The organism is Micromonospora sp. NBC_01740, from assembly GCF_035920365.1.
GTDB lineage: Bacteria > Actinomycetota > Actinomycetes > Mycobacteriales > Micromonosporaceae > Micromonospora > Micromonospora reichwaldensis.
In genome coordinates this window covers 4,903,374-4,924,718 of record NZ_CP109150.1, presented here as the reverse complement: position 1 = coordinate 4,924,718, position 21,345 = coordinate 4,903,374, and the positions used below count along the sequence as shown (strand labels likewise).

Genomic DNA, 21,345 nt, shown 5'->3' with positions numbered 1-21,345 from the left:
GTGAACCGATGCGTCGCACCAGACGACTGACACCTCGAACCCTCAGCGTGATCGCCGCCGCCGCGGTGGCCCTCACCTTCGCGGTCGCCCCGGCGGGGACCCCGGCCGCAGCCGCCGCGCCGCCGGCCAACCTGGGCCGGCTCGCCGTCGTACCGCTGGACGACCGGCCGTTCACCGCGCACACGCCCGTCGCGGTCGCCGAGGCCGGCGGACACGAGGCGCTCACACCCCCGAAGGACCTGCTCGGCGAGTACTTCACCTACGGCCAGGCCGACGCGGTCGGCGCCTGGTGGCGCAAGGCCGCCGCCGACGCGGACGGCTCGGTCGTCGCGGCCCCGATGCTCGCCTACGGCGGCCTGGTCGCCTCCCGGACCTGCCAGACCAGCCTGGCCGACGCCCGGCGGCGGCTCGCCGTGCTGGACGAGGTGAAGCGGAGCAACCCCGACAAGCCGCTGTACGCGTTCGACGTGATCATGCGCCTCACCATCGAGCCGACCAGCAGCTACCCGGGCATCCACTCCGGTCCCATCCGCCGCTGGGCCGTCCTGATGGACCAGGTGGAGAACCTCGGGCAGGAGGAGCGCCGGGCCGAGTACGAGCAGGTCGCCAGCGAGATCCCCGAGGAGATCAAGGCGGACTTCCTCTGTGCCCGGGCCCGGGACCACCAGATCAACCGGGACATGATCGAACGGGTCGCCAAGGGCACCATCGACTACCTGATCCTCGGCCAGGACGACGCCACCGAGCACGGCCCGCACCGCCTGGAAAAGGCGGGCCTGGCCGCGCTCACGGCCCAGCTCGGGGTCCAGGACCGGGTCAGGATCTACCCGGGCGCCGACATCCTCGGCGCGCTGCTGGTCGCCAAGCACGTCACCGAACGGCTCGGCGCCGCCCCGACGGTCGACGTCGAGTGGTCCCGCACCCCGGGCGAACAGTGGGTGGCGCCCTACCAGGACGTCCCCTACGCCACCCTGGTCGACGAGTACGTGCGTACCCTCGGCGCCCGATCCTCGGACGGTCCCGACGCCGACATCCTGCTGATGGCGAACACCGCCGGGGGCGGAGACCTGGAGCCCTTCGCCGACCGGATCCACGACGCGGTGGCCCGGGGCCGGCTCGTCGCGGTCGGCGACGACGCGCTGGCCGGCAAGGTGGACGCCGAGCTGCGGTCGCTGCTCGCCCCCCGGATCCGGTTCGGGGAGCTCGCCGGCTGGTCCGGCTGGAACATCGGTCTGTCGATCTCCCAGTCGGTGGTCCGCGCGGCGCTGTTGCAGGCGAGCCGGACCGGACGCCTGCCCAATTTCCCGGGCAGGTCGAAGGGGATCCCCTTCCAGCAGGCGCGCCAGGCCATCCTGCTGAACGCCGCCACCGCGCACGTCGAGTTGACGCTGCAGGAGCTGGCCCACACCGACGTCTACCGCAACCAGGTGCTCAGCCAGGTCCAGGCGTACGCCCGGGACAACGGCGACGATCCGCAGTACATGACGAAGGTGTTCGAGGGCGCCAACCAGCTCGCGGTGCAGCGGACCAGGGCGCTGGCCGACCAGCTCTTCGCCGACGAGTTCGCCGGCACTCCCCTCCGCGCCGGCAACGACGGCCGGCACGAGGTGACGGCGGTCGTGCACCGGCTGACGTCCTGGCAGATGACGCTGGCCTGGTCGCGCTACCAGGAGCTGGAGGCCTTCCCCACGCTCGCCCTGAGCACGGCCCCCACCGATCGCGGTGCGCTGCTCACCGTCTCGGCCCTGCCCCTGCGCACCACGGTCCGGCCGGACTCGGACGTGGACACCCGGATCACCGCGGTGCTCCGCAACGACGTCGGCACGCCGGTGACGGCACAGCTCAGCGCCGTCGTACCTGAGGGGTGGGTGGCCCCGGCGCCGACCGAGGTGCGCCTCGCGCCGTTCGCGGTGGTGGAGGTTCCGTTGACCGTGGGGGTACGCGGGCTCGCGGCCGAGCAGAGCGCCACCGTCAGGGTCGACGCCGCGCACGGGGTGTTGCCGGACCAGCCCCGACAGTTCACCGCGAGCGCCACCACGACCGTCGGTGCGGTGTGGCGCAACGTGGCACTGGCCGCCGAGGGCGCGAAGGCCAGCGCGTCGGGCTGGTGGCGGCAGTACATGCCGGCGCACGTGATCGACGGCAACCGGGTCAGCTCCGGTAGCCGCTGGATCACCGACCCGGCCGACAGCCACTGGCTGCGGATCGACTTCGTCGGTGCGGAACTGGTCGACACCGTGCGGCTGCACCAGTACGGCGGGTACGAGCTGACGTCGTACCGGATCTCCGGCCTGGTCGACGGCACCTGGCGGGTGCTCGACGAGGTCACTGGGAACACGACCCAGGTCACCACGCACACCTTCACGCCGGTCCGCGCGACCGCCGTGCGCCTCGACGTCCTCGCCAGCCGGGACCGGCAGGCCCGGCTCTACGAGATCGAGGTGACCTGCCGCGCCGCCTCCTGCGGCTGACGCCGACACCGCCGAGGCGGCGTCGACACACCGCCGCGTCCAGGTCCGGTCACCGGGTGGCTTCCCGCCCCCGGCGACCGGACCGGCCGGCGGTACGCGTGCCGCCGGCCGGTGTGGCGCAGCGCCGTACGCGGCAGGCGGACGACGCTGCGTCGCGGGGCGCGGCCACGACGCGCAGAAGAAATCGATTCCCTGCCATATAGGATCTCAGGGCCGACCACTCTCGGGCGGCGGGCCGCAACGGACGGTGGTGCTCGTGCGGTCGCATCCGGGGGTCCGGTGCGGGACCGGGCGCGAGACACCGACAGGGGACGACCGCATGACGACCATCTACGACGTGGCCCGGGTGGCCGAGGTCTCGGCGTCGACGGTGTCCCGGGTGCTCAACGGGCACTCGTCGGTGGATCCGGACCTGGCCGCGCGGGTACGCCAGGTGGTGCTCGACCTGGACTACCGACCCAACGCGGTGGCCCGCAGCCTGCGCCGGCAACGCACCAGTCTCTGGGCGGTGATCATCTCCGACATCGGCAACCCGTTCTTCACCTCGCTGGTGCGCGGCATCGAGGACGTGGCGCAGGAGGCGGGCTTCTCCGTGGTCCTGTGCAACGGCGACGAGGATCCCGAGAAGGAGACCCGCTACGTGACGGCGGCCCTGGCCGAGCGGATGGCCGGCGTGATCATCTCGCCGTCGGGACGACCGGCCCTGATCAACCGGCTCACCGAGGCCGGGATGCCGGTCGTGGCCATCGACCGGCAGCCGCACGGGGTGGCCGTGGACACCGTGCTCGTGGACAACGTCCACGGCGCCGAGACGGCCACCGCCCACCTGATCGACAGCGGCTACCGCCGGATCGCCTGCGTCACGGGACCGCGGCGGATCTCCACCGCCGTCCAGCGGTTACGCGGATACCAGCAGGCCCTTCGCGCGGCCGGCCGGAGCGTGCCGGAGGACCTGGTCCGGTACGCCGACTTCCGGGAGGACGGCGGCTACCGGGCCATGGCGTCCCTGCTGAACGCCGCCGAGCCGCCGGACGCGGTCTTCGTCACCAACAACCTGATGACGGTGGGCGCGGTGGAGTGCCTGGTCGACAGGGGTGTCGCCGTGCCCACCCGGTGCGGCGTGGTCGGGTTCGACGACATCCCCTGGGCCCACCTGGTGCGGCCCTCGCTGAGCACCGTCGCGCAGCCCACGTACGACCTGGGGCGGGCCGCGGCGTCGCTGCTCACCGAGCGGATCGCCAACCCCGCGAAGGCGTCCTCGACCGTCACCCTGCGGACGACCCTGCGGGTCCGCGAGAGTTCGGTCCGGTCCCTGCCCCCGCCCGACGGACAGCCCGCCGCCGGCGCGGGTGGGCCCGCCCGGGCCCGGTGAGCCGGCGGCGGGCCACCCGGACGGGTCACAGCGCCACGTCGCCGCACAGGTGCACCCGCACCCCCAACGCGTCGAGCATCGCGGCCTTGACCCGCAGGGCACGGTCGGCGGCGTCGGCGTCGTCGGCGTAGACCACGTTGACGTGGTTGGCCTTGTGCCGGGCCATCAGCTGGTCGCGACCCACGCCGTGCAGCACGGCGTGCATGATCGGCCACTGCGGGGTGGTGGCCCGCAGCCGACGCTGCGTCTCGGCGGCCGGCAGCTCGACCACGGTGCCCCGGCCCAGGTCGGCGTGCAGCACCCCGTCCATGATGAAGATCCGCGACCAGACGATCTCGCCCGGCCGGGAGACGCCGCTGAGGGTGCCGCCGCCCAGCGGGAAGTACATCGGCGGCTGCCGCATGCTGTACGACCGGTCGTAGCCGCCGTTGTGGGACGCGGGCACCGAGCCGGAGATCTCGAACACCCAGACGAAGTCCGTCCCGTACGGCTCCCCCCAGCGGATGTCGTGCAGGGTGGTGGCCGGGTCCATCCCCATCGCGGTCCAGATCCGGTTGGTGACCAGCGAGTCCACCGCGACGCCCTCGTCGACCTCGTTGAAGTGCGGCAGGGCCTGTCCCGCGTACAGCTCGCGTGTGCCGTCCCGGCTGGTGACCGGCGGCCGGGACACGTCGTTGAGCAGCCCCTCGGCCAGATCGCTCGCCGGCACCGTGTCCTTGAGCCCCTGCTGGTACTGGATGCCGACCGCGTCCAGGCCGAAGTCGTCGGCGATGCGCAGCGCGGCGACGTACATCTTGAACTGGCTGTGCAGTTGGGCGTCGGTCAGTTCGGTGGCCTCGTCCGTGCCGGTGTGGAAGGTCATCCCGGCGGCGTCGAGCCACGCCCGCACCGCGTGCGCCTCCGCGTCGGACACCCGCGACATCTCCGCCACCAGCGCGCTCTGCGACAGCCGCTCCTTGAAGATGCCGAGCGGGTTGAGCAGCTCGTCGTCGATGATCGCGTTGTACATGCCCATGCAGCCCTCGTCGAAGACGCCGACGACGGCCGGCCGGCGTCGCAGCTGACGGGCCAGCGCCACGCCGAGCGCGACCTCGGGATCGGGCGGCAACGGCGGCAGGTCCCGCACGTGGCTCTCGTCGTGGACCACCTCGCCGGTTTCCAGCCAGGCCTTCAGCCCGTCGCGCGCCCACTCGTCGGTGAAGTCCTCGCTCCACAGCGCCGAGTACCGCACGCCCGCCTTGGTGAGGCTGCCGGCGAGGTTCAGCAGGCCGACCAGGCCGGGGAACTCCCCGCTCCAGTTCGCCACGAGCAGGATCGGGCCGCGGTGGGCGCGCAGCCCGGCCAGCACGTGGTGGCTGTACTGCCACACCGCCTCCACGACGACGAGCGGGGCGTCGACCGGGATCCCCTGGAAGATCTCGATGCCGGCGCGCTGGCTGTCGATGAAGCCGTGGCCCGCGCCGGCGTCCACCGGATGGGCCCGCCGGGTCTGCCAGCCCAGGGCGGTCACCGCGTCGGCGAGGTCCGCCTCCAGGCGTTGCTGGGTCGGCCAACCGGTGACGTTCGCGGCCGGCCGCAGGTCGCCGCTGGCGACCGTGTAGACCGTCCGGGGGGCGGCGGCCGGCGGGTCGACCAGCACCGGCATGGTGTAGTTGCTCACGGGTTGACTTCCTCCACTGGCTCGTCGGTACCTGGCTGGGGCGGGGTCGCGAGGCGCGTCTGCCGGGCGGCCAACACGTGGGCGACGGATTTCGAGCCGGCGTAGAGCTGCCGGTAGAGCCCGTACAGCTCCGCGTAGTCGGCGGCGAGCGCCGGGCGCGGCTCCCGGACCTCCCGGATCGGGTTCCACCGGTGGATGTCGACCCGCTGCACCGCGCCGGCGGCGAGGAACGCGGCGCCGTAGCTCGCGCCGATGGTGACCGACGGGATGTGCTGTGCCCGGCCGGTGACGTCCGAGACGATCTGCGTCCAGAGGTCGCCCCGGGTGCCGCCGCCCACCGCCACGACGCGGCGGATGTCGCCGCCGGCCGCCTCGATGGTCTCGATGTTGTGGCGCACGGCCAGCCCGGTCGCCTCCAGCGCCGCCCGGTAGATGTCGCCGCGCCCGTGGGAGAGCGTCAGGCCGGCAATGACGCCCCGGGCGTCGGGATCGAGGATGGGGGTCCGCTCGCCGGCGAAGAACGGCAGCATGAGCAGGCCACGCGCGCCCGGCCCGGAGCGCTCGGCCAGGCGCAGCAGCTCGGGGTAGTCGGCGGCGTCGAACAGCTCCCGCAGCCACCCCGTGATCGCCCCGGAGGTCGCCATGCCGCCGGCCAGGTTGCGGGTGCCCGGCAGCGCGCCGACCGTGCCCCACAGCGCCGGGCTGGTCAGCGGGTGCGGCACCGTGTGCACGAGGAACATCGTGGTGCCGTACATGAGCATCAGGTCGCCGACGCCCTGGGCGCCCACGCTGACCGCCTCCGACCAGGCGTCGATCGTCCCGGTCACGACCGGGGTGCCCGGCGGCAGCCCGGTGGTCGCGGCGGCCCCGGCGGTGACCGCACCCGCCACGTCGCCGGGCCACCGCAGCTCGGGCAGCTCCAGCCCCGGGGCGATCTCGTCGGCCCAGGGCCGGTACCAGGTCTGCGCCGCGCTGTCGTACAGCGGCGTGCACTGGCTGGCCGAGTGCTGGTCGAGCAGGTACCGGCCGGTCAGCTGCCAGACCAGCCAGGAGCTCGGCATGAACAGCCGCCGGGCCCGGGCGAACAGCTCCGGCTCGGCGTCGGCGACCCAGGCGACCTTCGCCCCCGCCGCCTGGGTCGACAGCGTCGAGCCGCACCGGCGCAGGATCTCGTCCGCGCCGAAGCGCTCGGTCAGCCGGGCGATCTGCGGCGTGGACCGGGTGTCGACGCCGTAGAGGACGGCCGGGCGCAGGGGCGTGCCGGCGGCGTCGGTGAGCAGCACGCACGGCCCCATCCCGCTGACCCCGACCGACACCACGTGGGCGTCGCCGGGGGCCAACAGCTCACGGGTGAGGGCGACGAACTCGTCCCACCAGACGCGGCCGTCCATCTCCACCCAGCCGGGTCGTGGCCGGTCCACCCGGTGTTCCCGGACGCGGGAGCGCAGCACGCGCCCAGCCAGGTCGACGAGGACGCCCTTGCTGCTGGACGTGCCGATGTCGACCCCGAGCACCGCGGCCACCGTCATGCCAGGTCTCCTCCGCTCTTCCAGGTCCGGGTCGTGGCCCGCCGGGCCGCGCCGGCCCGGCGGTCAGGCGACGCCACCGAGCTTCGCGTACGTCTCGGCGGCGTTCTCCTTCGTGACGCGCATCGTGTCGAGGGTGGTGGTACGCGGAACGTCCTCGGCGCAGTCGACCAGGATCCGGCGGGCCAGGTCGACGGCCTCCCGGCCACCCGTGGCGTACTGGAAGGTCGCCGCCAGCCGGCCCTGCTCGACGGCCTTGATCCCGCCCGACGGCACCGGCAGGGCGTCGATGCCGGTGAACTTCACCTTCGTGTGCAGCCCGGCCGCCTTCGCGGCCAGGTACGCGCCCTCGGCCATCGGGTCGTTGTGGGCGTACACGGCGGCGGCGTCGGGGTGGGCCTTGAGCAGCGCGTCAGCCACCGACTGGCCCTTCTCCCGCAGCCAGTCCCCCGGCTGGGAGGCAACGACCTCGATCTTCGGGTTGGCCGCGATGCCCTCCCGGAAGCCCTGGGCGCGTTCGGCCGCCGGCGTGGAGCCGGGCAGCCCGGCAATCTCGATGACCTTGCCGCCGGCGGGCAGCAGCGTGGTGGCGTAGAACTCGCCGGCGGCCCTGCCGATGGCGACGTTGTCCCCGCCGATGAAGGCGGTGTACGCCTCGCCCTCCACCTTGCGGTCGAGCACGATCACCGGGACCCCCCGGTCGTACGCCTTGCGCACCACCGCGGTCAGCGGCTTGGCCTCGTTAGGCGAGATGACCAGCAGGTCGATCTTCTGGGTGAGGAAGTTCTCCACGTCGGCGACCTGCTTGCTGTTGTCCTGCGCCGCGTCGGCGACCACCACGGTGAACCCGGGGACGGACTTCGCCGCCGTCTGCACGTCGTTGTTCATGACCTGCCGGTAGGGCTCGGCGTTGTTGGCCTGTGACATGCCGATGAGGAAGTCCTTGCCGGCGCCGCACTTCGCGGCCGTGGCGTCGCCGCCGTCGGACGGCTTCTCCACGCTGCACGCGGTGGAGGTGACGAGCGCGCCGGTGCACAGCAGCGCGAGAAGGACGGTACGGGTGCGCATGATGACGCTCCTTGTTCGGTGGCGGTTCAGACGATGCTGCGGCGGAGCTTCTGCAGCCCGGCGGCGGCCACGATCACCAGCCCCTTGATCAGTAGCTGCACGTTGGCGTCGATGTTGTTGAGCGCGAGGATGTTGTTGAGGATGCCGAGCAGCAGCGCCCCGGCGAGGGTGCCGCCCATCGAGCCGGTGCCCCCGGCGAGGCTGGTGCCGCCGATGACCACGGCGGCGATGGCGTCGAGTTCGTAGCCGGCGCCGTCGTTGGGGCTGCCCTGGTTGAGCTGTCCGGCGTGGATGATGCCGGCCACGGCGGCGAGCAGGCCCGCGATCGCGAAGACCGCGACCTTGACCCGCAGCACGGGCACGCCCGAGAGGCGGGCGGCCTTCTCGTTGCCGCCGATGGCGTAGACGTGGCGGGCGAACGCGGTCTTGCGCAGCACGACGATCGCGGCCACCCCGATGCCGATGAACAGCACGGCCGGGACGGGCAGCACCCCGTTGATCGTGCCGTTGAGGATCTCGAACGCGGGGGGCGCCTCCTGCGGGCCGTCGCCGTAGGCGATCGGGATGCCGAGCCCGCCCGACCAGATCCGGGCGAGGCCGCGCGCGACCTGGAGTCCCGCGAGGGTGACGATGAACGACTGGATGCCGAGCCGGGCTGTCGCGTAGCCCTGCAACGCGCCGAAGAGGGCGCCGATCAGCAGCACGACGGTGACGGCGGGCAGGATGCCGAGCCCGGAGTCGACCATCAGCGTAGCGGTGCCGACGGCGGAGAGGCCGAGGATGGCGCCGACGGAGAGGTCGATGCCGCCGAGCAGGACGACGAACGTCATGCCGATGGCGATGATCCCGATCTCGGACACCGCGCGGACGATGTTGCCGAGGTTCTCCGTGGAGAGGAAGAGGATCTCACCGTCGCGGCGGGGCGAGACGGCGATGGCCAGCACGAACACCAGCAGCAGCGCGAAGAGGCTCTGCACGGCGAAGAGCCGCTCGACGAGGTCGCCCCGGCCGCCGGCCCAACGCCACCGGCCGGCGCCGGCCGCCGGGTCGCCGCCGGCCGGCGCCAGTGGCGTGCCGGGCCCCTTGTCCGGTGCGCGCAGGTGGGTCATCGGTCGTCCCCTCCGGCGGCCGTGCCGCCCATGGCCGCGGTCAGGATGTCCTCGCCGGTGCACCCGTCGGCCGCGAGTTCCGCGACGGCCCGTCCGCGCCGCAGGACCACGATCCGGTCGCAGACGCCGGTCAGCTCGGGCAGCTCCGACGAGGCGAGCAGGATGCCCATCCCGTCGTCGGCGAGCCGGCGCAGCAGCCGGTAGATCTCCGCCTTGGCGCCGACGTCGACGCCCCGGGTCGGCTCGTCGAGCAGCAGCAGGCGGGGGCGGGTGAGCAGGTGCCGGGCGAAGACGACCTTCTGCTGGTTGCCGCCGGAGAGCGAGCCGACCGGCGCGGCCGCGGACGACGTCTTGATCGCCAGGGCGGCGACCTGCTGGCGTACCGCGTCCCGCTCGCGTCCGGCGCGGACGACCCCGGCGGTGCTGACCCGGCGCAGGGCGGCCAGGACGATGCTGCGGCCGACGGGGTGCTCGAGCACCAGGGCGGAGCGGCGGCGGTCCTCCGGCACGAAGCCGACGCCGGCGCGCAGGGCGGCGCGGGGGCCGCGCGGGGCGTACGGGCGGCCGGCCAGCCGGATCTGGCCGCTGCGGCGACCGGGCGGGCCGGCGCCGTACAGGGTCTCCAGCAGTTCGGTGCGGCCCGCCCCCATCAGGCCGGCCAGGCCGACGATCTCCCCGGCGCGCACGGTCAGGCTGACGCCGGCGGGTTCGCAGCGTCCGGGCCGGGTGCCCCGGGGCCGTACGGCGAGGTCGTCGACCTCCAGCACCGCCCGCCCCGCGGGGCGGGCGGGCCCGGCGGATCCCGCGCTGAACAGCGCCTCGGCGGGGCGGCCGACCATCAGCGTGATGATCCGCTGCCGGTCGGCGCGGTCCGGGCGCAGCGTGCCGGCCACCTCGCCGTTGCGCAGGACGGTGGCCCGGTCGGCGATGTGCTCGATCTCCTCGAGGCGGTGGGAGATGTAGACGACGGCCACGCCGCGCTCGCGCAGCGCGCGGATGGTGGACATCAGCCGCCGCACCTCGGCGTCGGCGAGCGCGGCGGTCGGTTCGTCCATGACGAGGACGCGGGCGTCGAGGGAGAGCGCCTTGGCGATCTCGACGAGCTGCTGCTCGCCGACGCGCAGCGAACCGACGGGCCGGCGCGGATCGATCCGGGCGCCGAGCGGGCCCAGCCAGTCCTGGGCGGCGCGGGCCATCGCCCGCCGGTCGAGCGTCCGCAGCCTGGTGCGCGGTTCCCGGCCGAGCACCAGGTTCTCGGCCACGGAGAGCGCCGGCACCAGGTCGAGTTCCTGGTGGATCGTGGCGATGCCGGCGGCCTGGGCGGCTGCCGGGCCGGCGAAGCGCACGGGCTGGCCGCCGATCGAGATCTCCCCGCCGTGGTCGGTGACGACGCCGGACAGGATGTTGATCAGGGTCGACTTCCCGGCCCCGTTCTCCCCCAGCAGGGCGTGGACCTCGCCGGCGCGCAGGGTGAGGTCCACGCCGCGCAGGGCGTGGACGCCGCCGAAGCGCTTGGTGATGCCCGACATGGCGACGGTCACCTGGTCGCTCACGCGGGCCTCCGGGTAGATCGGAAATCGATTTCTGGCAACATAGACGGGCGTCGAAGTGATGTCAACGCCCCCGGTGCGGGCCGGGCCGCCGCCCCGCCGCCCGACCCGCACCGGCGGCCCCTCAGGGCACCGCGTTGACCGCCGCGTGCACGGTCTCGGCGAACGCGGTGTCCCGCCCCACCCCGCTGGCGGCGAACCGCCACGTCCCGCCCGGGTACGACCCCGGCGGCCACGCGGCGCCCCCGTTGCGCCACAGCGGCTGCCAGGACGCCATCGCGTGGCCGGCGTCGTACCAGGTGTTGTCGCCGCGCCACGCCGAGGCCCAGCGGTGGGCGGCCACAAGGGACAGATTCGCGCCGGAGGTCATCGACCACGTCGGCATCCCCGGCACGTCCCCCGTCGGCCGGGCCGCCACGGCGGGATCCCCGACCGCCGGCAGGGCACCGTCGACGTTGAACGCCACCTCCCACACCGGCGCCGTCGTCTGGCCGGTCACCGACCAGGTGACGTCGCTCTGCAGCGCCGGCCCGGTCCAGCGGGGCGCCACGGTCAGCAGCCAGTCGGCGGTGACCGGCTCGTCGCCCATCCGCATGCCGACCAGGTTGATCCGGGAACCGTCGGCGGAGACGTCCACCCTTGCCGGCGGGCCCGCCCGGTCCGTGACGTCGAAGCGGCCGACCGCCAGATAGGGACCGGTGCCCCGGTGCGACGAGTCCAACGCCGGCCGGTACGCCCCCGCGCCGGCCGGGTCGACCGCCAGGGACGCGATCCGGGTGTGCGGCCAGGTGCGCACGTCGGCGCGCAGGAAACCGGTGCTCACCTGGTAGCCGCGGGCGACCACCTGGGTGGACCAGGTCAGCGGGGCGAGCCACAGCCCGCCCTGGCCCCAGCCGGCGTGGCTCAGGTACCAGTTCTCCCCGTCGACCACGACCTCGGCGGCGTGCGCGTCGAGCACGGTCACCTTCTCCGCCCCCTCGAAGCGCAGGGGGTCGCGGCTGCGGTAGACGGCGGTGCGCCGGTACGCCGCGCCGTAGTCGGTGCCGTCGCAGCAGACGAAGAGGTACCACCAGTCCCCCCGGCGCACCACGAACGGCGACTCCGTCTGACCGGCGGCCCGGCCGGTGTGCGGCGACGCGTACGCCACACCACGCCCGCTCCACGTCCGCAGGTCGGCGCTGGTGCGGTACGCGACCACGTGGTTGCCGCCCTGCGGATTCGAGGTCGCCGTGTAGTACATGACCCAGCGGTCACCGACCCGGGTCACCATCGGGTCACGCGCCTCCCAGCCGTCGCTGAACAGCGGGTTGGCGGGGCTGCGGGTCCAGGTGAACAGGTCGGTCGAGGTGGCCAGGTGCATCCGGTAGTTCGCGTAGTCGGGGCTGCCGGCCGCGTAGAACATGTAGTAGACGCCCTGGTCGTGGACGACGTGGGGCGCCCAGATCCACTGTTCGCCCCTCGACGGGTCGGCCGTCAGCGCCGGTGGCCGCTTCGTCCACGGCCCGGTGGGCGTGGGCGCCGTGGCGTGGCCGAAGCTCTTCTCGTCCTGCGGCGCGCCGGGCTCGGCGTGGGCGATGGCGAAGGCGTGCCACAGCCCGGTCCGCTGGTCGCGCACGATCGTGTGGTCGTTGTAGTACCACGCCGTCGGCTCCCCCACGCCCGGGTCGTAGACCCGCGTCAGCGGCCCCCGTGCCGGCGTCTCGGCCACCGTCTCGTACGCCGTCGTGGTGACCGCCGCCAGCGGGCCGACGCGGCGCAGGGTGAGCGTGTCCAGGCCCGCGAAGAACCCCGTCGAGGAGGCGGAGCGGCCGGTCACCGTCACCGTCAGCCGGTGGCTGCCGGCGGCGAGCGAGGCCGATCCCAGCGGTACGGCCTCGACGCGCCGCACGGTCGGGGCGTAGCCGTCGAAGAGCTGGCCGACGGCCACCCCGTCGACGGCGAAGCGCAGGGTGCCGTAGTCGGCGGCGCGGGTGAGCACGGCGCCGATGTCGTACTGCCCGGCCGGCACCGGCGGCAGCGACACGGTGACCGAGTCCCCCGCCCGGGCGGCACGCAGCCAGAGCTGGCGGCCCGCCGACCAGGCGACCCCGCAGCAGTTGGCCTGCGCCTCGACCGGGGCGGTCGACGAGAGCACCGTCAGCGACTCCGCCTCGGCCCGGACCACGTCCTCGGCGGCGGCCGGCGTGGCCGGGACGGCCAGCAGGGCGGCGCCGAGCAGGAGCACCGCGAGCATCCGGGGCGCGCGCATCACGACACGCTCGGGCGGGGCAGGTCGGTGCCGGGCGCGAACTGGTCGTGCCACCTGACGCCCGGACCGAAGCCGCCGCCGGTCGACAGCGCCACGTACGTGTCCGCACTGGTTCCCCGCGTGTACGTCACGAGGTCCGCCCTTCCGTCGCCGTTGAAGTCGCCGATGCCGGGCAGTTCGTCGCCCACCGCGAACCAGTCGTGCCACCTGCCGGCCTGCGCGCCGAAGCGCGTGCCGTCGGAGAGCGCCACGAACACGTCGCCGGCGGTCCCCCGGGTGAACGTCACCACGTCGTCACGCCCGTCGCCGTCGACGTCGCCCAGCGCCGGCAGCTGGTCGCCGAGCGCGAGCGAGTCGTGCCACTTCCAGCCGTCCTCGACGAACCGCGTCCCGTCGGAGCGGGAGACGAACACGTCGCCGGTGGCGCCCCGGGTGAACGTCACGATGTCGTCGCGCCCGTCGCCGTCGACGTCGCCCACCGCCGGCAGCTCGTCGCCGAGCGCGAAGTGGTCGTGCCACTTGACGCCGGGGCCGAAGCCGCTGCCGGTCGACAGCGCCACGTACACGTCGGCGGCGGCGCCCCGGGTGAAGGTGATGATGTCGGTGCGCCCGTCGCCGTTGACGTCGCCGACGGCGGGAATCTCCGTACCCGTGGCGAAGAAGTCGTGCCACTTGGCCCCGGCGGCGTACGTCGTGCCGGTGGAGAGCCCCACGTAGACGTCGGCGCTGTCGCCCCGGGTGAAGGTGATGACGTCGGCCCGACCGTCGCCGTCGACGTCGCCGGTGAACGGGAGCTCCTCGCCGACGGCGAAGAAGTCGTTCCACCTCCGGCCGTCCGGCACGAACCGGGTGCCGTCCGACACCGACGTGGTCACGTCGGCGGTGGCGCCCCGGGTGAACGCCACGGCGTCGTCGCGGCGGTCGCCGTTGGCGTCGCTGGTGTTGCGGGTGCGGGTGGTGGCCGACACCTCGGCCGAGGGCGCGGAGGCGTTGCCGGCGCCGTCGACCGCGACGACCCGGTAGTGGCGGGTCTGTCCGGCCGGCAGCGGGCCGTGCCGGAAGGTGGTCGTCCGGGTCGTGCCGACCAGGTTGGCGGGGGTGGTCGCGACGTTGGGATTGCGCGAGGCGTAGACCCGGTAGGCGGCGACGCCCACGTCGTCCGGCGACGCCGACCAGGACAGGCCGAGGGCGTGCACCCGACCGCCGGCCAGGCCGAGCCCGGTGACCGCGCCCGGCCCGGTGACGTCGAGGAACGGGGGAACCATGCTGTCGGCCTCGTAGCGGGCCGCCGTCCAGGCCGGTGCGCCGGCCGCCGGGGTGAGGGTGATGGTGACCGTCGCGCGGCCGGCGGTCAGCGCGGGCGGGAGGACGAACTCGTCGGCCAGCCAGCGCTGCCTGTCGTTGCCCAGCGGTTGCCGCCACACGCCGGCCGGGCGGCCGTCGACCGACACGGCGACCTGCTGGTACGCGCCGGCCTGGTCGCCGTGCCGGCGCAGCCGTACGCCCTGGTTGGCGGGGTCCACGGCGAGCCGGAAGCTGGCGGCGCCGCCGGTGGCGCGCACCTGGCCCGCGACGGGAGCGTTGTCGTCGTCGCCCTCGTACGCGGCGGTCAGCGGGTACTGGGTTCCGGAGTCGGTGTAGGCGTGCCCGGCGCGGCTGGCGGCGTCGCCGGTGACCAGCGTGTCGGTGCGGCGCAGGGCGACGGTCGGCTGGGTGTAGAGGAAGGCGGTCGAGGCGTAGTTCGCCGGCATGTCGTTGGCGGGGCCGTGCTCGATGCCGAAACGGAGCCCCGTGGCGTAGGGCACCGCGTCGCCGATCATCAGCCGGTACATGGCGTCGCACTCGTCGGCACAGCCGCCGGAGCGCAGCAGGTGGGCGGTGTTGCCGGTGAAGACGCCGCTGTACTCGCCGCGGTTGAAGTACCAACCGGACTCGTAGAAGTCCTCGGTGCCGGTGCCGTAGATCTGCGGCGTGGGCGAGCCGTCGACGTGGACGCGCTCGTCGCCCTCCAGGTAGTTGCGGGTGTTGCCGCCGATGATGTGGCCGCGGGCGGTCTGGGACACGCCGACGAACCGTCCCCGGCCGGCCTGGTCGGCGACGATCCAGTCGCCGCCCCCGACCGTCTCCGCGCGGCGGGACTGGGTGGTGAAGTAGCCGGCGGCGCCGTCGGGGGCGAGGGCGCCGGTCCAGGCGGTGCCCGGCGCGGTGGTCACCTCCGCCTGGACGCCGGCGACGGGGGCGCCGGTGGTGTTGGCGACCGAGATCGTCGCGGTGGAGCGGAAGGGCATCGGCCACCAGGCGCTGTACCAGCCGCCGGGTGCGGAGTCCATGGCGAACATCAGCGAGCGTACGAAGCGCTCGCCGAGTCCGGCGCCGAAGAACTCGCCCACCGGGCTGTCGACCGTGGCGCGCCCGTCGAAGGCGATCCGCAGCCGCAGGCCCGACAGCGTCGAGGCGGTGGCCGCCGCGTCGGGCAGCCGCAGCCGCAGCGCCGTGACCGCGGCGGGGCCGGTGAGCGTGGCGAGTGTCGCCTGCCCGCCCGCCGGGACGTCGACCCGGGCGGTCCTGGTGCTCGCGCCGGGCTGGCTCGGCTTCGGGTCGCGCTGGCCGGCGGCGCGCAGCCTGTCCACCACGTCGGTGGCGGGGTCGGTGGGGTCGAACGTGGACACCCCGACCGCGTCGGCGAACGTGCGGTAGGTGACGTGGTGGAAGAGCGGGTTGGACTGGGTGGTGATCCGCATGGACTCGCGGTAGGGCATGGGGACCTTGACGGTGACCCCGCCGGAGGTCTGGTCGGCGTTGGTGACCAGCGGGAACACGAACGGGTGGCCGAGGCCACCGTCGACGAGGCGCTGGAGGCTGGTGTCGACCACCGTGACGCCGTCGAGTTCGACGCGGATCCAGCCGGTGGCGCTGACGTTGCCGTCGTCGCGGGTGAACCAGATCGACTGCACCTCGCCGGCTCCGCGGTCCTCGGCGATGACGCAGCCGCCGGCCTGGCGAAGGCACGAGTAGGTGCCGACGAAGCCGTCGTCGTTGGAGCCGTCCCGGGCGAAGCTCGAGAACTGCCGGGTCCGGCTGCCGGCCGCCAGCTCGGGCAGCCGGTCGAGGCGGCGGTAGACGTCCCAGCCGACCGGGCCCTTGTCGTCGACGACGGCGAGCGCCCCGACACCGCGCGGGACCGGGGCGGGCTCGGCGGCGTGCGCCGCCGCCGGGGGGATCATGGTCGCCAGCGCCGCGGCCAGAGCCAGCCAGCGGCGGAGGTGGGGCTTCATGGATGTCCCTCCAGGATGACCGTCGGAGCCGCGAGAAATCGATTGCTCGGGAGTTAACCGGGGGGCATCGCGAGATGTCAATACTTTACCGCCACCGCTCAGTTGCCGAAGGAAGATTCCAGGACGCATTGACAGCCGTCGGGGTCCTGGCGATACTCCTCGGCAATCGATTTCCCACCGACGGGGAGGTGTCGACGCGGCGACGCACCCGTCAGCCCGGGCGGCCCTCCTGGCGGCAGCGCGCCTCCGTGGCGGAACCGCTCGCCGCACCGCTGACACCCCTCAGAGGAGCATCGTGAGACGTACTCCCCTCGCCCTGCTGGTCGGCCTCTGCACCGCGCTGGCGTCGGTCGTGGCGACCGCGCCGGCGCAGGCCGACGCCCCGATCGGCACGCTGGCCTGTACCTCGATCCCCGCCAACCACGACCCCGCGATCAGCGTGATCGTCTACCGGGTCGCCCGCGCCCACAACGTCAACGACAAGGTCATGCTCTCCGCGTTCGAGGCCGGCTGGGTCGAGTCGCACATGAACAACCTGCCGTGCGGCGACAAGTCCTCGCTCGGGGTGTTCCAGCAACGGTGGGACTACGGCTGGGGCACGCCGGAGCAGATCATGGACCCGGTCTACGCCAGCACGCAGTACGTCACCCGCGCGATCGTCTGCGACCGCAACAACCCCCGCTACACCGCCGGCCAGGTCGCCCAGTGCGTCCAGCGCTCCGGCTTCCCCGACCGCTACGACCAGGTGGCGACGAAGGCGCGGACCCTGCTCGACGAGGCGGCACGGACCCACGCCATCGCTGGCGGATCCGCCACCGACGTCAGCGGCGACGGACGCGACGACATCGTCAGCTTCACCCAGAACGCGCTCGCCGACGTCTACGTCAGCACCTCCACGGGCGCGGGCTTCGCCGGGACCTCGGTGAAGTGGAACGACTTCTTCTCCATCGGCGGCGAGACCGCCTCGACCGGCGACGTCGACGGCGACGGACGCGACGACGTCGTCACCTTCGCGCACGGCAACACCGGCGACGTGTACGTGGCGTTGTCGAACGGCACCAGCTTCGGCGGCGGCCAGAAGTGGCACGAGTGGTTCGCCCCCGGCGCGGAGATCGGCGCGGTCGGCGACGTCAACGGCGACGGCCGCGCCGACATCGTCGCCTTCACCCACAACGCGGCCGGCGACGTCTACGTGGCGCTGTCCACCGGATCATCGTTCGCCGGCACCGCCGTGAAGTGGCACGAGTACTTCTCCATCGCCGGCGAGTACCCCGCCCTGGGCGACGTCAACGGCGACGGCCGCGACGACGTCATCACCTTCACCCAGGGCCCCGCCACCGCCTCCGACGTCATCGTCGCCCTCTCCACCGGCAGCGCCTTCGGCGCGCCCCAGAAGTGGCACGACCTCTTCGCCGTCGGCGCCGAACTCCCCCGCGTCGGCGACATCAACGGCGACGGACGCGACGACATCGTCACCTTCACCTGCAACACCAACGCCGACGTCTACGCCGCCACCTCCACCGGCACGTCATTCGCCGGCACCACCGTCAAGTGGCACGACTTCTTCTGCCTCGCCGGCGAGTTCCCCTACCTCGCCGACGTCAACGGCGACGGCAAGGACGACATCGTCGTCTTCACCAAGGGCACCACCAACGACGTCCACGTCGCGCTCTCCACCGGCACCACCTTCGGCGCCAGCGCCAAGTGGCACGACTTCTTCGGCCTGAACGGCGAGACCACCCTGTGAACCGCGGACGGGAGACCACCATGAGACCCGACAGACTCTCCTGGCGCGGGGGTGCCGCCGTCGTCCTCGCGGCGGCGCTGCTGAGCCCCGTCGCGCCGGCCGCCGCCGCGCCGGCCAGGCCCGCCGGTCCGCTCGACACGGCCTTCACGCGAGCGGCCGGCGAGTTCGACGTACCCAGGGACCTGCTGGTCGCCGTCGGCTACGGCGAGACCCGGCTCGACGGACACGAGGGGCAGCCCAGCCAGGCCAACGGCTACGGCGTCATGCACCTGGTCAGCAACCCCCGCCAGCGCACGCTGGAACGGGCGGCCGCACTGACCGGGCAACCGGTGGCCGCCCTGAAGTCGGTGACCTCGGCCAACATCAGGGGCGGCGCGGCCCTCCTGCGGGACATCGCCGACGCCGAGCGGCTCACGGCCGCCGACCGGGACCGGATCTCCGCCTGGTACCCGGTGGTCGCGCGGTACGCGCACGCCGCCGACGACGCAACGGCCCGCCTGTACGCCGACCACGTCTACGACCTCCTGCGGGCCGGCATCACCGCGCCCTCCGCGCGGGTCACGCCCCAGCGGGTGCAGCCGGAACTCGGCCGGTACGCCCGCGTCGCCCCCGCCGGGGTGGCGGCACCGGGTGCCCTCGCCGCGGCAGTGCCGGAGTACGCGCCCGCCCGGTGGATCTCGGCGTACGGCGGCAACTACGCGGCGGGTCGCTCCTCGCGGATCACCACTGTCGTGGTGCACGTGACCCAGGGCTCGTACGCCGGCACGGTGAGCTGGTTCCAGAACCCGTCGGCGGGAGTGAGCGCCCACTACGTGGTGAAGTCGAGCAACGGCGAGATCACCCAGATGGTGCGCGAGGGCGACACCGCCTACCACGCGCGGTCGGCCAACCCGTACTCGGTGGGCATCGAACACGAGGGCTTCGTCGACAACCCGAGCTGGTTCACCGAGTCCATGTACCGCTCGTCTGCCGCGCTGACCCGCTATCTCTGCGACAAGTACGGCCTGCCGAAGAACCGTACCGCGATCAAGGGGCACCACGAACTGCCGGGCAACGACCACACCGACCCGGGTCCGCACTGGAACTGGAACCACTACATCTCCCTGGTCAACGCGGGTGGCGGGTCCGGTGGCCGGTATCTGGCGGGTTCGCCCACCGACTTCACCGGCGACGGACGCGACGACATCGTCACCTTCACCCAGGGCACCCTCAACGACGTCTACGTCTCCACCTCCACCGGCACCAACTTCGCCGGCACCTCCAACAAATGGAACGACTTCTTCGGCCTCAACGGCGAAACCCTGCTCACCGGAGACTTCAACGGCGACAACCTCGACGACATCGTCGCCTTCACCCACGGCACCCTCGCCGACGTCCACGTCTCACTCTCCACCGGCACCACCTTCAGCCCCAGCACCAAATGGCACGACTGGTTCGCCCCCCACAACGAAGTCGCCGCAGTCGGGGACGTCAACGGCGACGGCAAAGACGACATCATCACCTTCACCCACGACACCAACGCCGACGTCTACGTCGCCCTCTCCACCGGCACCTCATTCACCGGCACCGCCATCAAATGGCACGAATACTTCTCCATCCCCGGCGAACACCCCGCCATCGGCGACGTCAACGGCGACGGCAAAGACGACATCATCACCTTCACCCAAGGCCCCAACACCGCCTCCGACGTCATCGTCGCCCTCTCCACCGGCACCACCTTCGGCCCACCCCAAAAATGGCACGACCTCTTCGCCGTCGGCACCGAACAACCCCGCGTCGGCGACATCAACGGCGACGGACGCGACGACATCGTCACCTTCACCTGCAACACCAACGCCGACGTCTACGCCGCCACCTCCACCGGCACCACCTTCACCGGCACCACCGTCAAATGGCACGACTTCTTCTGCCTCGCCGGCGAATTCCCCTACCTCGCCGACGTCAACGGCGACAACAAAGACGACATCATCGTCTTCACCAAAGGCACCACCAACGACGTCTACGTAGGACTCTCCACCGGCACCACCTTCAACCCCAGCACCAAATGGCACGACTTCTTCGGCCTCAACGGCGAAACCACCCTCTGAACCGTCCCGCGTAGACAGCACGCTCCGCGCCACAGTTCGCGTCCGCCCGGCGCGGCTTCACCCGATGGAGGATCCATGGACAACACCCCTGCCGCCCGCCGGCCCGTCAGCCGCCGCCGGCTCCTGACCGGCGCCGCGGGAGTCGCCGCCGCCGGCACGTTCGCCGGCGCCCTCGCCGCACCGCTGCCCGCGTCCGCGGCCCGCGACGGCCACGGCCTGCGCATCGTCGACCGCAACGAGAACGGTGGCCGCCTTCAGTACTACCGGTTCGCCACCGACGCCATCGAGTGGGACCCGGCGGTCAACGTCCTGCTGCCCGACGGCTACCACACCAGCGGCAAGCGTTACCCGGTGCTGTACCTGCTGCACGGCGGGGCAGCCGACTTCCGGACCTTCCACATGCAGGACAACATCATCAACCTGACCGCCGGCAGAGAGATCATCGTCGTCATGCCGGACGCCTCCACCGGCTGGTACTCGAACCCGGTCCACAGCAACACCGGTCCCCGCAACTGGGAGACCTTCCACATCGCGCAGCTGCTGCCCTGGATCGAGTCGAACTTCCGCACCTTCCCGGAGTACAACGGTCGCGCCGTCGCCGGCTTCTCGATGGGCGGGTTCGGCGCCCTGAAGTACACCGCGAAGTACTACGGCCACTTCTGCTCGGTCAGTTCCCACTCCGGGCCGGCCAGCCTGCGCCGCGACTTCGGCCTCGTCGTGCACTGGGCCAACACCACCTCGGCCGCGATGGACCTCGGCGGCGGCACCGTCTACGGCGCGCCGCTGTGGGACGAGGCGCGGGTCACCGCCGACAACCCGGTCCAGCGCATCGAGAGCTACCGCAACAAGCGCATCTTCCTGGTCGCCGGCACCTCGCCCGACCCGATCAACTGGTTCGACTACGTCAACGAGACGCAGGTGCTGGCCGGTCAGCGCGAATTCCGGGCGGCCCTGGGTCGGGCCGGCATCCCGCACGAGTGGCGTGAGCTCCCCGGCGGCCACTTCTTCCGGCACGACATCTTCGTCCAGGACCTCAACGGGATGCTCGGCCGCCTGCGCCGCGCCGGCTGAGCCTCGTCGACGACGCGCCGCCACCGCAGACATCCGTCGCGGCCCGGCGGCGCGTCGTCGACGGCGCCCCACCGCGGCCCGACCGTCCCGCCCACCGGGTGGCATCCGCCACGCCGACCGGCGTGCCCGCTCCCCCGACCCCATCCGAGCCTTCCCTGACG

The 21,345-nt window shown here is 72.9% G+C and carries 12 protein-coding genes; 5 read left to right on the top strand and 7 right to left on the bottom strand.

The features are described from left to right. Positions 1-8: 8 nt before the first annotated feature. Both OG989_RS21800 and OG989_RS21795 read left to right on the top strand, forming a co-directional pair. On the top strand, positions 9-2,471 hold the full coding sequence (locus OG989_RS21800) for a DUF4127 family protein (protein ID WP_327028259.1): 2,463 nt from the start codon (positions 9-11) through the stop codon (positions 2,469-2,471). Between the two features lie 319 nt (positions 2,472-2,790). Beyond that, positions 2,791-3,843, top strand: a complete 1,053-nt coding sequence (locus OG989_RS21795; RefSeq protein WP_151454161.1) for a LacI family DNA-binding transcriptional regulator — start codon at positions 2,791-2,793, stop codon at positions 3,841-3,843. A gap of 25 nt (positions 3,844-3,868) precedes the next feature. Here OG989_RS21795 and OG989_RS21790 read toward each other — a convergent pair whose 3' ends face one another. The 7 genes from OG989_RS21790 to OG989_RS21760 all read right to left on the bottom strand — a co-directional run bounded on the left by OG989_RS21790 (position 3,869) and on the right by OG989_RS21760 (position 16,279). Beyond that, on the bottom strand, positions 3,869-5,503 hold the full coding sequence (locus OG989_RS21790) for a fucose isomerase (RefSeq protein WP_151454160.1): 1,635 nt from the start codon (positions 5,501-5,503) through the stop codon (positions 3,869-3,871). Then, a complete protein-coding gene (locus OG989_RS21785) occupies positions 5,500-7,032 on the bottom strand; it encodes an FGGY-family carbohydrate kinase (RefSeq protein WP_151454159.1) in 1,533 nt (510 codons plus the stop codon). The genes OG989_RS21790 and OG989_RS21785 overlap by 4 nt, the downstream gene beginning before the upstream one ends. Positions 7,033-7,095: 63 nt before the next feature. After that, on the bottom strand, positions 7,096-8,097 hold the full coding sequence (locus tag OG989_RS21780) for a substrate-binding domain-containing protein (protein WP_151454158.1): 1,002 nt from the start codon (positions 8,095-8,097) through the stop codon (positions 7,096-7,098). Positions 8,098-8,123: 26 nt separating this feature from the next. After that, complete coding sequence (locus OG989_RS21775) at positions 8,124-9,206, bottom strand: ABC transporter permease (RefSeq protein WP_327028258.1); 1,083 nt, start codon at positions 9,204-9,206, stop codon at positions 8,124-8,126. After that, the gene (locus tag OG989_RS21770; RefSeq protein ID WP_327028257.1) at positions 9,203-10,759 is read right to left on the bottom strand and encodes a sugar ABC transporter ATP-binding protein; all 1,557 of its coding nucleotides are present in this window, start codon (positions 10,757-10,759) and stop codon (positions 9,203-9,205) included. The genes OG989_RS21775 and OG989_RS21770 overlap by 4 nt, the downstream gene beginning before the upstream one ends. Positions 10,760-10,880: 121 nt before the next feature. Next, entirely contained in the window at positions 10,881-13,004 is a 2,124-nt protein-coding gene (locus OG989_RS21765) for a family 43 glycosylhydrolase (RefSeq protein WP_327028256.1), read from the bottom strand. Further along, a complete protein-coding gene (locus OG989_RS21760; RefSeq protein ID WP_327028255.1) occupies positions 13,004-16,279 on the bottom strand; it encodes a DUF2961 domain-containing protein in 3,276 nt (1,091 codons plus the stop codon). The genes OG989_RS21765 and OG989_RS21760 overlap by 1 nt, the downstream gene beginning before the upstream one ends. Before the next feature lie 295 nt (positions 16,280-16,574). Here OG989_RS21760 and OG989_RS21755 point away from each other — a divergent pair, with 295 nt between their 5' ends. The 3 genes from OG989_RS21755 (at position 16,575) to OG989_RS21745 (ending at position 21,184) form a co-directional block, all read left to right on the top strand. Beyond that, positions 16,575-18,026: an FG-GAP repeat domain-containing protein gene (locus tag OG989_RS21755; RefSeq protein ID WP_327028254.1), complete on the top strand. Its 1,452-nt coding sequence runs from the start codon at positions 16,575-16,577 to the stop codon at positions 18,024-18,026. Positions 18,027-18,046: 20 nt separating this feature from the next. Next, a complete protein-coding gene (locus tag OG989_RS21750) occupies positions 18,047-20,113 on the top strand; it encodes an N-acetylmuramoyl-L-alanine amidase (protein WP_327028253.1) in 2,067 nt (688 codons plus the stop codon). A 75-nt stretch (positions 20,114-20,188) separates the two neighbouring features. After that, positions 20,189-21,184 (top strand): alpha/beta hydrolase, encoded by a 996-nt coding sequence (locus tag OG989_RS21745; protein WP_151455691.1) that lies wholly within the window; start codon positions 20,189-20,191, stop codon positions 21,182-21,184. Positions 21,185-21,345: the final 161 nt, after the last annotated feature.